Raw genomic sequence first — 15,522 nt, forward strand, 5'->3', positions numbered from 1 at the left:
CGTGATTTTTTGCTCTAAATCAATTTAATGTTCAAACACGACTTTATTTTCAACTAAAATAAATTTAAGAACATTAAAAAGGAACTTATGTGCAAATAAAAACGAGCAGGAGTTTTCTACGTTTTTCCCTTATTTTTTTTACCCTGTTTATACCTACGGTAATTTATGCGGAAGATAATTATAACTCTCATTTTATTAATGAAAGTAACAAAGGAGCAGAGAAATATACTCTTGTTAAAACAAGAATGTGGCCAGAATCAGGATGCATTATAGAAAGTGGGCCGGATATACTTTTACCCGGTGAGAAGACGCAACTTGTTATTGCCAAAAAACAAGGTTGCGATCAAGCTGGTATCGGTTATTCCTTATACAAAACTGCCGACAACAAACAAGAGCATTTACTAGGCTACGTCTCTCACCGTTTTCGCGATGGTACTTTTAGTTTACAAGTTTCGATTTTTTGTAATGATAAACAGTGTGTATTTAGAGATCTGAATCCAGATCAAGACCGAAATTAAGTTGAAGATTTACTAAGAATGAATTTTTATTACCCTCGCTTTTGCATGGACTTTACTGTGTGAGACAACCCATTTCTCATCCCCCTCACTTCGGCAACAGGTGGCTGAGCACAAACAAATCTAATGGATTATTTTTTGAACTTAATAAAATATTAATAATATATTTGTATAATTTTACCTCTTTTATTGGAGATATCCTAGGATAAAACCAATATCTATTAATTAGAAACGAGGCATATATTCATGAGAAGTCCAATAGAATCATCTCAAAATGTTAACGTCGATAAGATAAAAATATGTAATGAGCAAATTTTCCAATTTGTTATAAAATATAGGTACTTAGATATCGAAGGTTGGGAATCGCGAAATTCTTCCAGCAGTCAAAAATTTCAAATTGTTTCGCCACTCTATGATTCCCCAGAAAAGCTGCAGGCTATTTTGAAACAATATGGGTATGACGATCATCCTAATTATAAAATATGTGAGAGTCGTGAACCTGGCCAGTACAGAATCGTCATAACAGGCTTATCAGATATATCGTCCCACTTTAATCCAATAGCACAAAAACTTAACGAATATTGTTACTTGGGATGTTATGGATGGGAGAGTAGGCAAAGCACAGGTCAAATGGTATCAGGTCTTTTTGATTCCCCAGAAGAGCCTCAAGAAATCTTAAAAAAACATGGTGAATTATTAAGTCTTAAACACTATAAAGTCGTCGAAAGCAATCAAGAGCCAGGAAAGTACCGAATATGTATATCCAATGATAAAACAAATCAGGAAGATCCTTGGTCTTTCCTGATACAAGATATGGGCGTATATCATGAACAAGATATGGCCGAAACCGTAAAATGGATACAAGGATCCGGCCTAATGGTGTTGAATTTTATAACGCAAATGGGTTACCAAGAGATATGTTCTTTCAGAACTCAAATGCACTTTAAAAATAAGGACCTAACTAAACCAGGTCATTGGGTCTTTGATGAAAAAAATCTATGTTTGGTCAACTCTGGGCCATCGATAAAATATGATAATGATGAAGGCGCAGCGTATAAACAAAATATAGAGTTTTCTATCCAATTTGGAATTGAGCATCTCCAATTTCCTCAATCTTTAAAGAAACTGGTTGATTTCATTAAAATCGAAAATTATAAACACTGTTCCTATTATTACATCCCTCTACAAGCGATTAAGACCGATTTAAAATTATTCATAGATGCTACAGTTTCAAGTTTAGATAGAATTCTTGGCCACTTAAATGATCAGATTAAGCACAAAAAACTGGAGCTTAATTTTTTTAGTGAGCGGTTTACTCCCGATCAACATCTTATATTAGCTGGATGTTTTAAGTTTTATCAGCAAGTACTTATAAGCTCATTTAGTCCGGCAGATTCCGGACGGATCATTGAAATACTCTTAAAAGACAACAAAACCCAAGAAGAAGAGGAGTGGTTGAATCATAAGATGCCATCCGAGATATACAATAATTTATTGAGGGGCAATGAAACTCTTACTCGACTTAAATTAGACACTGTGGATGGCGGTAATTTAAAAAATGGTACCCCCATAACAATAGCTGATGTCCATCAATTTATGAAATTGTCTTTTTCTTTAACTGAGCTTTATTGTCAAAAAAAGATATTTAGTGATCAGAAAAGAAGCCTTCGACAACAGGAACTCGAAAGCTCTTCTATTTCGCTCTCTTCTCATCCTAATTCTATTTTTTCTGGTAAAAACAGTCCAAGCGAAGAAAAGAGCGAACGCAAAGACAATGAGCCATCCCCTGTTTAAAAGAAACAGATTTTGTTGCTTAGCTGCATGGAATGGCTAAGCAACATTCATTTCTTAAAGATCACTATCCCCGATCGCGAGCCCGCATGCGGGTACGGGATTATTCTGAGGTATTGACTTGCAATTGGGTCACATTTTGCAAACCACGTGGTAATCGGTTGCCTCGACGTCCTCGCTCACCTTTATAATGCTCCAGATCGCTTCCTTTCAAAGTAAAATGCCGTTTACCAGCATGTACAGTGAGGGAATCCTCTGCAGAGAGCACTTGTAAATCAATCACATATTCTTCACGGGATAATGCTTTAGCAGAAGGGATACTGATTAATTTATTGCCTTTCCCGCGAGATAATTCGGGTACTTCCTTGGCAGAAAAAATGAGTAAGCGGCCAGCATTGGTAACACAGGCCACAAATAGCTCATCATGTTTGGGTAAGAGGCGAGGCGGCAAAATACGGCTGGATTCAGGCAGCTTAATACAAGCCTTGCCATTGCGATTTTTTACGTAAAGATCACCTATTTTGGCGATAAAACCATATCCTGCATCACAAGCTAATAAAACCAATTGTTCTGCCTCGCCACCGATCACTGCTTCAAATAACGCACCTTCAGCTGGATTAAGCTTACCAGTTAAAGGTTCACCTTGGCCTCGTGCTGATGGTAAAACATGCCCTGGCAAGGAATAAACTTTGCCTTCACTATCAAAAAAAAGGATTTGTTGGTTTGAACGCGCCATGGCTTGCGCTTTAAATTCATCACCTGCTTTATAACTCAACTCGCTACCGATTACATCATAACCTTTTGCCGCCCTTACCCAACCCTTTTTGGAGAGTACTACAGTGATTGGCTCATTAGGTAAAATATCCTCTTCTTTTAATGCTTGTGATTCTTGTCGGACAATAATTGGCGAGCGACGCCCATCTCCAAATTCATCCCTGTCTTTGATAATTTCGTCTTTAACCAAAGCTTTTAATCGTTGTTCTGAAGCTAGAGTGGTTTGTAAATTATCGCGTTCGGCGCAAAGCTCATCCAACTCACCACGTATCTTTACCTCTTCCAGTTTTGCCAAATGGCGCAACTTCATTTCTAAAATCGCTTCAGCTTGACGATCACTGAGATTAAAACGTGCCATCAACCCTTGCTTGGGGTGCTCATGTTCGCGAATTATCGCAATGACTTCATCGATGTTCAGATAGGCGATCAGTAACCCTTCAAGCACATGAATGCGATCCAGAACTTTTGCTAACCGATACTCCAAGCGTCGCCTTACTACCGTTAAGCGATAAGACAACCATTCCCGCAGAATATCCAGTAAATTTTTTACTTTTGGCCTGCCATCAAGTCCTATCATATTGAAGTTAACACGATAACTTCGTTCCAAATCTGTCGTGGCAAATAGATGAGACATCAAACCTTCTGCATCAACGCGGTTTGAACGTGGAATGATCACCAATCGGGTGGGATGCTCATGATCGGACTCATCACGTAAATCTTCTACCATTGGCAGTTTTTTCTGTTGCATCTGCAACGCGATTTGTTCTATAACTTTGGCACCAGATACCTGATAAGGCAGAGCAGTAATTACTATATTTTGTTTTTCCTGACTATAAACCGCCCGCATTTTAATTGAGCCATTACCTGTTTCATACATGTTGGCAATTGATTCCGGCGGAGTGATTATTTCCGCTTCGGTCGGAAAATCAGGCCCTTTAATGTACTGAGTAATCGCTGCTAAATCTGCCTGGGGATTCTCCAGTAAATGCACACAAGCATTTGCCACTTCGGTTAGATTATGCGGCAGAATATCTGAAGCCATACCCACAGCTATACCTGTTGCGCCATTTAATAATATATTCGGTAAGCGCGCTGGCAGTAATGAAGGTTCTTGTAACGTCCCATCAAAATTGTCCACCCAATCTACGGTGCCTTGTAATAATTCTGAAAGCAGTACTTCAGCATAAGCCGATAATCGGGCTTCCGTATAACGCATGGCTGCAAATGATTTAGGATCATCTGGGGATCCCCAGTTTCCTTGACCATCCACAAAGGGATAGCGGTAGGAAAACGGTTGCGCCATCAATACCATGGCCTCATAACACGCACTGTCACCATGGGGATGGAATTTACCCAGCACATCCCCAACCGTACGTGCTGATTTTTTATATTTGGCGGTTGCTTTCAGACCCAGCTCAGACATCGCATAGATTATACGCCGCTGAACTGGTTTTAATCCGTCAGCAATATGGGGTAAGGCTCTATCTAAAATGACGTACATTGAATAATCAAGGTAAGCCTTTTCCGTAAATTCAGTTAATGCTTTTCGTTCTGTTACTTCATTCATCGTTTTTTTATTCATGAAATTAATATTTACTATTTAACCATCGGGACGCTCTATTGCAAAGTAATTTTAACAGAGTCCTTATGATGTCACATAGAGAAATAGCTTATAAATTGTGAATAACTTTTATATATTTCTTCGTGACGCGCACCATATTTAATTTAAGCAATTGAAAATTAAATGATTTTTAAAATCAACATATTTTAAATCATTTTTTGCCTGTGGATAACTTTGTGCATTATTATCGAATAAAAACGCTAACTTATTGTAAATAACATAAAAATTATAAAACGTTTCGCACGATTTCCTCATTGCAATTAATTACTTGAAAGGATGATATATAATTGAATGAGAGATGCTTATTTAATGGTTTGTTATGGATTACAGTAAAAAGCAAATCCAAGATTCGCCAGGTGCTAATACCGATTCTCGATTTAGTAAGAGCTTGCTTTATTTTATTTTTATACCAGCACTCGCGATCGTACTCATTATTGGTATATTCTCTTATCGCCAAGTGAATAAACTGGTTGAGGCAAACAGTTGGGTAACCCATACTTATCAAGTCATTCACTCTACAGATCAAATCTTATATACAATAGTCAACATTAATTCTCTGCAAAGAGGTTATCTCATTTCCAGTGATGATCAATTCATCGCGAATATTGATAGAGCAAAAGCAAACTTTAAACCGAATTTTGATAATCTAATTGCTCTAACAAAAGACAACTCATCTCAAGCAGAACGAGTTACACGCTTTATTGATTTAACGAATCAACGGCTTGGCCAATTAAATCAAACAATCCAATTAAAAATGAATAACAAACTCCATACCCAGGAAGGAATGGATTTTTTCCGGAAAGAAGTAGACCTTTCAAATCAAATTAAAGCTTTAGGACAAGAAATAAAATCAGTTGAATTAGTGCTATTAAATGGAAGAAATGATCTCGCACTAAGTGGTGCACAATTGGCAAACTATATTATCATTAGCGGGAGTTTTATTAGTATATGCGGCTTAATATTAGTATTTTTTTTAGCGAACAGAGAACTCTCTCGAAGCCTCAATGCAGAACGTGAGAGGAAAAATGTTGAAACTCGCTTAAGGAGCATTTTAGAAAGCGCTACAGACATGATCGCAGCTGTTGATAATAATTACTGTTATATTATTTTTAATGAAGCATACCAACGTGAGTTCAAGCGTTTATTTGGTAAATCGATAACTATAGGCATGAGCCTAGATACGGTCTTTTCAGATGTTGGCTCCAAAAATAAATTGTCGGAGCTTTGGAAAAAATCTCTAAATGGAGGTGAGTTTGTAAAAAATATTGAGTTTGAACTAGACAATAAACGCAATATCTATGAAATCACCTCCAGCTTAATTATCAATGAGGATAATGAGATTAGTGGAGCGGTGCATATTATCCGTAATATTACGAAACAAATTGAGGAGCAAATTGAACTTAAAGACTCTTATGCAAAACTCAATGCCGGAATGCTAGCGCTACAAGATAAAAATGACCAAATCACGCTTCTAGTCGAAATGAGTGACATTATGCTTGCTTGTAGTTCCCAAGAGGAATTAAGTAATGTGATGACAAAATACTGCCAGCGTATGCTTCATTTTGCGAGCGGTTATTTATATGTCATGCACCCCTCAAAAAACTATCTTGAAATTGCCACAACTTGGGGCTCACCCAATCTTCAGTCTACTACGTTCCCTCCTGATCAATGTTGGGCAATCCGTTTAGGCAGGATTCATCATGTGCGGCCTGCTCATAACGAATTAATTTGCAACCATGTGAAGGCAGACAATAAACAGCAAGCAACCTATCTTTGTGTGCCATTAATGGCTCAGAATGATATTTATGGTTTATTGTATTTGGAAATCAAACCAGGAACACAAATTGAATTTTCAGAAAATCAGCAGCTTTTAATTACTGCATTCTCTGAATTAACGGCGCTGGCTTTTGCAAACGTACGCTTAAGAGAAAATCTACGTTATCAATCGATGCGCGATCCTTTAACTGGCCTCTATAATCGTCGTTATTTGGAAGATTTTCTTTTAAAACAACTTCATCAATCAGAACGAACTAAATCGCCACTTTCACTCCTAATGCTCGATTTAGATCACTTTAAAAAAATAAATGATACGTATGGTCATGACGCTGGTGATGCAGCTTTAAAAGAATTGGGAAAAATATTACAAGATGATATTCGCGTTGGCGATCTTGCAGCTCGTTATGGTGGCGAAGAGTTTATAGTTGTCTTTTATGGCACTGATGCGGAAACAATCAAAGGGCGCGCTGAAAGCATTCGTCATGCCGTCTCTCGACTCCAAATAAAATATGGGGCACAACACGTAGGCCCTATTACCATTTCCATTGGTATATCCGTCTTTCCGCTTCATGGTCGGACCCCTGCAGAATTAATCGAATCTGCAGATAAGGCATTATATTTTGCAAAAGCTAATGGAAGAAATCAGGTTGTTCTTTATTCAGACATCGAAGGTAAAAAGTATCCTGGAAATGGGAAAAAGAGTGAAGATAACAAACCTTTTGATAGTAAATTAATGTGAGTCGCAAATGAACTAATACCAAAAATTATTATTTTCACCCCCCTTTGGGCTCCCATTGCTACATGCATAATAATCGCTACTTAATCCCTCTACAAAGATAACTGCGTGAGTTAATGCGGGTTATCAATTGGAATAATGAAGCTCTGATTGATCATTAATAGTACATTTTGTTTTTGCTATTAATACTTTCTTAATAATATTATTATATTCTTTACGGCCTAATAAAGTTAATCACTCTTAATAGAGAGAAAATTATGCCCCAAATTATAAATAGTAATGCTTTTGTAGCAATCCAAGATGACCTGAATATCTTATTCGAGCAAGTTTATAAGCACGAGAAGAAAGATAGGCCAGAAATAACATTCCAGGTTCAATCCTTTTTAGATAATTTCAGTGAATCTCTGGTGAGTCATTGCCGCCAATTATTTATCAATGTCCGTGAAGAAGATGTAATCTATTATAAGTCAAAAGATAAACGCAAAGGAGCTTACAGCCTTGACCCTTTCAGCAATTATGCTGGTGCGCTACAACTCATGGTTACTCTTTTAATTGCAGATCAAGAAGATCCTACCAAGCGCGTCTTTTATTATGAAATGTTCATTCAGTTAATGAATTCGTGTTACCGCAAAGGGGATATGACAAGTGCTACGGCCATTTGGTCGGGTCTGCGCTCACATAATCTTGAGAATTATGTTGATATGAAACAAATCAGCCCCGAGAGCCGCCTACTTTGGGATGAATGCGATGTGGCGCTTGCAAATATAAATAATCCTATAACTACAATAAACGCACACGAAGAATTGAGAAGAAAACTTAAAGGGGTTTTAATTCCATCGTTAAATCCCTTAATACAGATTCAAGCCAACTGCAAACAAGTATACGATGATAGGTGTGCAGAGGCTCGAGAGAAACTTAAAGAAATTGAACCTAAATTACGCGAAATAGATCAAAAAATGCATCAATTTCTTAATCAATTACAGCGTGACAACTCAGTTTGGTCGCAAGAATATTATAATTATATGAGCACGATTTATATCTCCCAGTGTCAGTTTGAATATCTCTGTCTCTTGAGAGAGTATGATGGGCATTTAGGCTATCCTGGGGTGGCTAAAGAGTTTCATAAAGATCAAAGTGCGGAACGTCTTGTCGGCCTCTTAAACCGTTGTTTTCAAGAAAACCGAGAACTTGGTGTTTCGCCGCCAAATGAAGAAGTGATTGCATTGTTAGCGGAAGTGGAAGAGTTTAACCGTGTTTATCCTGGAGATTTTACGTTGGATCTTTATGATTTGGTTAAGGAAAATTGTCATGAAGTTAAAGCCAAGAATATGGGTAGATATACGTCTAAAATTATGACAGGTCTTAAACAGCCTCGGGGTACACCAGGAGTTTGGCCTGAATATGAGCAAGAGCCCCAAGATGTGGAATATATTCAACCAGCTTATGATGGCATTAAATTAATGACTGAATTAGATTATACAATAGCGGCTCGCGAACCTAATGTTACAGTTAAAGTGCCGGTAGGACGTATGCATTGTGGATTCTTTAAGGGCATTCCTAAAGAACAGGTGGTTGAAGAGGAATTCATGCTTGAAATTCAGGATGTACAGCGAATTGATTATGATTTAGATGATTTTGAAACTCCTTTAGTTCAAACTTTTAGCTAATCTCGCAGCAATTTCTGTCTCAATGAAAACAGAAGATAGAGGACTAGAACACTCCTCTATCTTTTGATAGAAATTGAGAAGAAATTTTTAAAACACTCGCGTTGCAACAAAAGGAACATCAGCCTGTTAAATTGCACCTTAAGATTGGTATTTTCCTGCACAAATTCACTGATTTAATGCGCAGTGATATTACTTATGATCACGCTCATTTCAAGCTAATAAAAGATAAACTTTCTGCCGCTAAAAATGAACTGCAGGAAACTCAAGGTGTCAGTTTTTGAGTCAGAGTTCCTTTCATACAAAACAAGAAAATTCGAGTTACATTACAAAATGACCAGAATTAAAACACATCGATGTGATACTGGCCTAGAATATAAATATAATATCTGTAAAAGACGTATTATATGGGTTTCTTTATAAAGAATATTGTTGTAATTGGTGACATGGATGGCAAAAATGGTGAATATCATAACTCTCTGAATCCAATGCAGGGAGGTCGTCCTATTATTTTCAACGATGGAATTGTTGATAATCAGCGAATTGATCGGATGGTTGAACAGATAAAAGGGCTCGCGGAGTGTGCAAAGAATAATTCTAAGCCTACACGCTTAACTCGACTGATTACGGATGAATTTAGCTTTTATACAAAAAATGCTCCTTTGAGCATAGAAGAGTATAAAGAGCTTATTAATAGAACCTCAGAAGTTCTTCAGAACCTCCCCCCTAATATTGTTTTAATTCTAAGTAGCATACCTGTTTTGTGGCCCGATGGAACCTTGCGGAATGCCGTGTTGCATGTTCAGTCTCCAAACTCCAAAGATTCAGAACCCATTATTCATCATTTTAGTAAAGAAAGCTGTTCCGGCATAGATCCATGGTATTCCAAAGACAATACCATTCATAACTGTTATGAATTCCGCGATGATGATTACTTTAGTGATGAATACTCCCCTGACGTGGTGTTGAAAGATACCCGAGTGAAATGTAATGATCCCAACCAGTACAAAAGTGCCATTATCGTTCAAGGTTTGAATTTGCCGCCTGTTGTAGATGCCATTGATATTTGTTTGGACCATCAAAATGGGGTTGCAATGAAAAATGCCGAACAATTATTAAAAAACCTATCTTCACCGCCAGTGCACATAAGCCACATTGTTACCTCCAATTATATCGCTATAAAAGATGAACAGCTGACATCAAGCGTAGTGCATGTAGATCATAAGAGAAGACGCGTAGAAGGATCTGGTGAAAAGAAAGAGGAAGTTGTGAGCACCACTTTTGGAAATGGAAGCAAAGTATTTACATACCAATCCAAAAAAACAGAACTCATTCATTCCCAATTATTTAGAACAATTTCTAATAAAATAAACATACAAAATGTTATCGATGATGAGGGAAACACTCTACTGCACCAAATTCTTATTCCCGATAAGAAAAACAATCCTTACTGCACACATAAAAGAAGACGCTTAGAAAGCATCCTGCCACACTTTGACCATCAATCCATTAATCAGCAAAATAAAAATGGCGATACCCCTCTTCATTTAGCAGTAAAAGCCATCTATGAAGAACACATTTTCCTCCAATTTCTGGAGCGAGGAGCAAGACTGGATATTAAGAATAGTCTAGGGTTCACTCCCATTGACATCGCATATCAAGAAAATAAAATCGAGCTTGTTACTGCTCTGTGTAATAAGATCATCAATAATAAAAAAATATATCTTTTTCATCGTGATGTCATCTTGACTCTAATCAGTGAAATCAAAGACGAAGAATTGCAAAAAAAATTAGCGCGTGCAGCATTAAGCTTTGAAAACTCCGAGTCGTTCATTACTAAAAAAATTGAAGAGCGTTTACTAGAAATAAGTGGCAACTCACTCGAATCGACACAAAATAATCCTCCGATACCTTCCGCGCTGGGAGGGGCTGAAGAAGAATCGGCGATCTCAGAATCGATAGTAATAGAGCCTACATTCCCAGAACTTGGTAAAGCTGAGGCTTATACTTCAATAAAACTCGAATTTGAAAAGGGCTCCGCAGCGGACCTAAAGCTAATTGAACACCTTTTATTACAAAACATTAACTTAAATGAAGACAGTGGATTGGGCCATTTTACTTTAGGTGCTTATCTTATTGTCCAAGCATTTATGAGTAGAGATTCTATTTCATCTATTACCTTAGATTTCTTCTTTACCTTAGCAAAACCTCATTTAAATGAGCGCATAATCCAAGAAATATGCGATTACCTGCACGACTCAACGTGCCGTGATTGGATTTACCAAGAATTGGTAAAAGATCAATTTAATAAAGCACTCCAAGGAAAAACGCTTGACACCGCGATTATTTTTACTGCTTTTTCTAAGGGGAAAACCATTTGGAATGCAAAATATGGATCTATTACCCTTGCCGAACGAGCGGTTTTTGAGGCATATCGCGCGAATAATCCTAAACTTCTAGAGATAGTTTTTACAGAATTACGCAAAGAAAATTTATCCGTTGATGTTGATGAAATTGCAAAAAAAATGGGCGAAAACCTTCCCGAATTTTTAAATTGGGTGGGGGTAAGACTCGAAAAGATGGAATTACATCACCTACTTAAAAATGAATTTTCGAATGGACCTTCTGCAGACTTAATTACAGTTCGTAAGATTTTAGAATTAGGTGTCAATTTAGATAAAAACAGTGGTCTTCGTGATGATCTCACCCTAGGTGAATATGTCATCGCTCAGGCGTTTATTAACAAGGATTCCATTAGCGCTGACACTTTAGCTTTTTTCTTTGATACAATCGGAACAAAACTAAATCCCGAAAAAATAAAAAAAATAGCCGTTACTTTTGAAAACCCCCAAGAAATTAGTGATTGGATTTATCAACAGTGGATAACGCTTGAACTGAATAAAGGAGTACAAGGTCAAAAGACTAATGAAATGGTCATTTTTACCGTTTTGTCACAAAGAAAAGAAATTTGGAATCAAACTTATACACCTCCCGTACTTAGTGAAGAATCGACCTTAGACACTGCAACTGCAACTTCTGCTGTAAAAACCAGCATGGTATCCCAAAAGCCAAACGGCACGCCCCTCACATTTGCTGAACAAGCTATAGCCCAGGCTTTCAAAGAGAAAAACTTAAGAATTCTGGAAAACGTTTTCACTGAATTACGTAAAAATAGCTTAACCCTGGATGTAAAAAAAATAGCCGAAAGCTTCGAAGATCAAGGGCAGGAACAGGTATTGCATTGGCTCAACGGCCAACTGCAGCAGTTAGAGGCACACTATGCATTAAGAACTGAATTTCAAAAAAAAGAGCAAGCCAATCTAGCGATTATTATAGAGAACTTATTACAAAACCCTAATTTTAATCAAGATGGGGGACTTGCCAACGGGCTTAATCTTGGGGAACAAGCCATCGCCCAAGCTTATATTTTACGGAGCCCTGATTTGTTATCAGAAATTAATTTACACCATCCCATTGATGAGCAAATAATTAATAAAATCGCGAAAACCTTTATTGACCCCAAAGATATCTTTTCAAATAACTCAGAAAGAATGAGTACATTTAAAGGATGGGTATCGCTGCAATTATCTCTTATGAATCAAACGGAATTGAATCCGATAAGAACAGTAGTAAAAAGGTATCAGTTTTTCCTAGAATACAATCCTTCGACGGTGACTATTGAGTCACCTGAATCTAAAAAAAATCTAACCTGAAGAATGGTGCTCTAATAATCCGAAAATGACAGCTAAGCTCACCCTACGACTGTCATTAAAGACGTTTTCATCTAAAAAACAACTAAATTTTCATATCCTTCTTCGGCATCGCGAGCAGCTTCATTTATTCTTCCAGCATTTACAACGTCATTTTGAGCAACTTCAGCTGCATTCTGAGCTGCATCGACATCTGCTTGAATAGCAAAAAAATAATTACTATTTTTCATCATTTAGCCCCTTTTTTATTATTTTTCCTGCGATTAACTTAGCACTTAAATTATTGTCAATATGTAACATTATGAAAATTATTGTTCTTTTTATTAACGTGATGAATAACTTGTTTTAATTAACTTTCTTTTTCAGACTCTGTTCAAATACGTCATTAAAATCTTCAGATACAGTTTTTTTATTTTTAAAAAAAACCTCGGGTATTTGAACTGAATGAACTTTATCTTGATATTTAAACTTGATATGTAGTGCGGCAACACTTGGATCTTTATCAATTAAAAAATTATCACTGCTATGTCGTCTACTTAACGAGGGGGGCTTAATTTTCATTTTTTGGATAATGGGTTTGTACTTTGAGAATGATGATTCCTCGCGCAAGTTTAATTGTTTTTCAATATCATCCGATTGTTCATCACTTTCGGTAGCTGAGCTGCCTTTTCCTTTCCTCGTTTCATGCTTCTGATGACACGTTAAATAAATATCATACGCGCTAGCCCCTAGCCACAACACATTACTTACAGTAGAAAATGCACCAGAAATATAATCATACATTGTTAATTGCTCTCCTATGTATAGACCGTATATGGATACCATGGAACAACCAGCAGCGACTAAAAACATAGATGATGAGACAAATCTTCTACTCAATAAGCTCATTAATTCGCTCCTTGTATTTAGTTCCTATTCTCTGTGAAATCATTACCTCAAAGCGTGGATAGTAGATATACTATATATGCGCATTATGGTATCACTTTTGATATATATAAATCAGTAATTTCGTGAATGAATAAAATTTGTAATTTATAGAAAGCACGCCTAGTGCAAATGAATGGGTTTTGAAACAAGCTTCCTTCCGTATAAAATAAAGAAAGAAGCTCTAATAAATGAAATTACTACTTAACCATTTTTCTTGCTTTTTGAATGGCACGGATTTGCGCAACAGCACGTGCTAATTCTGCAGCAGCCATGGAATAATCCATTTCACCACCTTTGCCGGCCATTGCAGCTTCAGCCTGAGCTTTTGCAGCAAGTGCTGCTGCTTCATCTAGATGATCAGCGCGCTCAACAACATCAGCAAGAATAGTAACATTGTTAGATTGAACTTCCAGCATTCCACCTTGAACGTAGTAAATTTCTTGGTGACCGCCAGGTAACGTGAGTCGCACTTCACCTGGTTTCAGGACTGTAAGCAGAGGGGCATGACCAGCTGTAATGCCTACCTCTCCTAATTCTCCAGTTGCAACAACCATTTCAACCAAACCGGAAAATATTTCCTGTTCAGCACTAACAATATCTAAGTGCGTTGTTCTAGTCATATTTGCCTACCTCACAAGGTCTTAGCTTTAGCAACTGCTTCCTCAATGCTACCAACCATATAAAATGCTTGCTCCGGTAAATCATCGTATTCACCAGCGAGAATACCTTGGAAGCCTTTAATTGTATCTTTCAGTGATACGTATTTTCCTGGAGAACCAGTAAAGACTTCAGCAACGAAGAATGGTTGCGACAAGAATCTTTGGATTTTACGCGCACGGGTAACAACTCGCTTATCTTCTTCAGATAATTCGTCCATACCAAGAATCGCAATAATATCTTTTAATTCCTTATAGCGCTGTAATGTTTGTTGTACGCGACGAGCAGTATCGTAATGCTCTTGTCCTACAACGAGAGGATCTAATTGTCGCGAAGTTGAATCCAACGGATCTACCGCAGGGTAAATACCTAACTCAGCAATTTGACGTGACAATACAACTGTAGCATCCAAGTGAGCAAAGGTAGTTGCTGGTGATGGGTCAGTTAAGTCGTCAGCAGGTACGTATACTGCTTGAATCGAGGTAATAGAACCGGTCTTTGTAGAAGTAATACGTTCTTGCAGCATACCCATTTCTTCGGCAAGTGTTGGTTGGTAACCTACTGCTGAAGGCATACGACCTAGCAGCGCAGATACTTCAACCCCTGCCAAGGTATAACGATAAATGTTATCAACAAACAGCAATACATCACGGCCTTCGTCACGGAATTTCTCCGCCATAGTCAAGCCAGTTAATGCAACGCGTAAACGGTTACCTGGTGGCTCGTTCATCTGGCCATACACTAATGATACTTTATCCAATACATTGGAATCTTTCATTTCATGGTAGAAGTCATTTCCCTCACGGGTACGCTCGCCCACACCAGCAAATACTGAGTATCCGCTGTGCTCAATAGCGATGTTTCGAATTAATTCCATCATGTTAACGGTTTTACCCACTCCGGCACCACCAAACAGACCCACTTTACCCCCTTTGGCAAAAGGACAAAGCAAGTCAATAACTTTAATACCGGTTTCAAGTAATTCCTGGCTTCCAGCTTGATCTTCGTAGGAAGGCGGTTTGCGATGGATAGCCCAGTGCTCCTCAGCACCAATTGGACCCGCATCATCAACAGGACGGCCAAGAACATCCATAATTCGACCTAAGGTTTTCTTTCCCACAGGCACTTGGATAGGATGACCTGTATTTTCTGCTTTTAATCCACGCTTAAGTCCATCGGTTGTTCCCATGGCAATAGTACGGACGACTCCATCACCCAACTGTTGCTGTACTTCGAAAACCAAATCACCATCAGCAAGTTTCAATGCATCGTTGATTTTAGGGACATTATCACGGGGGAATTCTACATCCACAACCGCGCCAATAATTTCTACTACAGTTCCTAAGCTCAT

At 37.8% G+C, this 15,522-nt stretch carries 10 protein-coding genes; 5 read left to right on the top strand and 5 right to left on the bottom strand.

Annotated features, from left to right (window positions below):
• Positions 1-89: 89 nt before the first annotated feature.
• Both LXO92_RS02250 and LXO92_RS02255 read left to right on the top strand, forming a co-directional pair.
• Positions 90-518 (top strand): hypothetical protein, encoded by a 429-nt coding sequence (locus LXO92_RS02250; protein WP_182351136.1) that lies wholly within the window; start codon positions 90-92, stop codon positions 516-518.
• A 243-nt stretch (positions 519-761) separates the two neighbouring features.
• Complete coding sequence (locus tag LXO92_RS02255; protein ID WP_232890334.1) at positions 762-2,309, top strand: hypothetical protein; 1,548 nt, start codon at positions 762-764, stop codon at positions 2,307-2,309.
• A gap of 100 nt (positions 2,310-2,409) precedes the next feature.
• Here LXO92_RS02255 and parC read toward each other — a convergent pair whose 3' ends face one another.
• Complete coding sequence (gene parC / locus LXO92_RS02260; RefSeq protein ID WP_182351138.1) at positions 2,410-4,662, bottom strand: DNA topoisomerase IV subunit A; 2,253 nt, start codon at positions 4,660-4,662, stop codon at positions 2,410-2,412.
• Between the two features lie 358 nt (positions 4,663-5,020).
• Between parC and LXO92_RS02265 the strand changes: the two genes are divergently transcribed.
• From LXO92_RS02265 to LXO92_RS02275, 3 genes are all read left to right on the top strand, one after another.
• Positions 5,021-7,216 carry a diguanylate cyclase gene (locus LXO92_RS02265; protein ID WP_182351139.1) on the top strand — a complete coding sequence of 732 codons (2,196 nt, stop codon included), beginning with the start codon at positions 5,021-5,023 and terminating at the stop codon, positions 7,214-7,216.
• Between the two features lie 254 nt (positions 7,217-7,470).
• Positions 7,471-8,880, top strand: coding sequence for a RasGEF domain-containing protein (locus tag LXO92_RS02270; RefSeq protein WP_182351140.1), 1,410 nt, complete (start codon positions 7,471-7,473; stop codon positions 8,878-8,880).
• Positions 8,881-9,284: 404 nt separating this feature from the next.
• Positions 9,285-12,590 (top strand): ankyrin repeat domain-containing protein, encoded by a 3,306-nt coding sequence (locus LXO92_RS02275; RefSeq protein ID WP_232890335.1) that lies wholly within the window; start codon positions 9,285-9,287, stop codon positions 12,588-12,590.
• A gap of 71 nt (positions 12,591-12,661) precedes the next feature.
• Here the strand turns inward: LXO92_RS02275 and LXO92_RS02280 are convergent, their stop codons facing one another.
• From LXO92_RS02280 to atpD, 4 genes are all read right to left on the bottom strand, one after another.
• Positions 12,662-12,820 (bottom strand): hypothetical protein, encoded by a 159-nt coding sequence (locus LXO92_RS02280; RefSeq protein ID WP_182351142.1) that lies wholly within the window; start codon positions 12,818-12,820, stop codon positions 12,662-12,664.
• 112 nt (positions 12,821-12,932) lie between these two features.
• Positions 12,933-13,475, bottom strand: a complete 543-nt coding sequence (locus tag LXO92_RS02285; protein WP_232890336.1) for a hypothetical protein — start codon at positions 13,473-13,475, stop codon at positions 12,933-12,935.
• 236 nt (positions 13,476-13,711) lie between these two features.
• Positions 13,712-14,134, bottom strand: a complete 423-nt coding sequence (locus LXO92_RS02290; protein WP_182351144.1) for a F0F1 ATP synthase subunit epsilon — start codon at positions 14,132-14,134, stop codon at positions 13,712-13,714.
• 11 nt (positions 14,135-14,145) lie between these two features.
• Positions 14,146-15,522 carry a F0F1 ATP synthase subunit beta gene (gene atpD / locus LXO92_RS02295; protein WP_182351145.1) on the bottom strand — a complete coding sequence of 459 codons (1,377 nt, stop codon included), beginning with the start codon at positions 15,520-15,522 and terminating at the stop codon, positions 14,146-14,148.

The organism is Legionella resiliens (assembly GCF_021344005.1).
Taxonomy (GTDB): Bacteria; Pseudomonadota; Gammaproteobacteria; order Legionellales; family Legionellaceae; genus Legionella; species Legionella resiliens.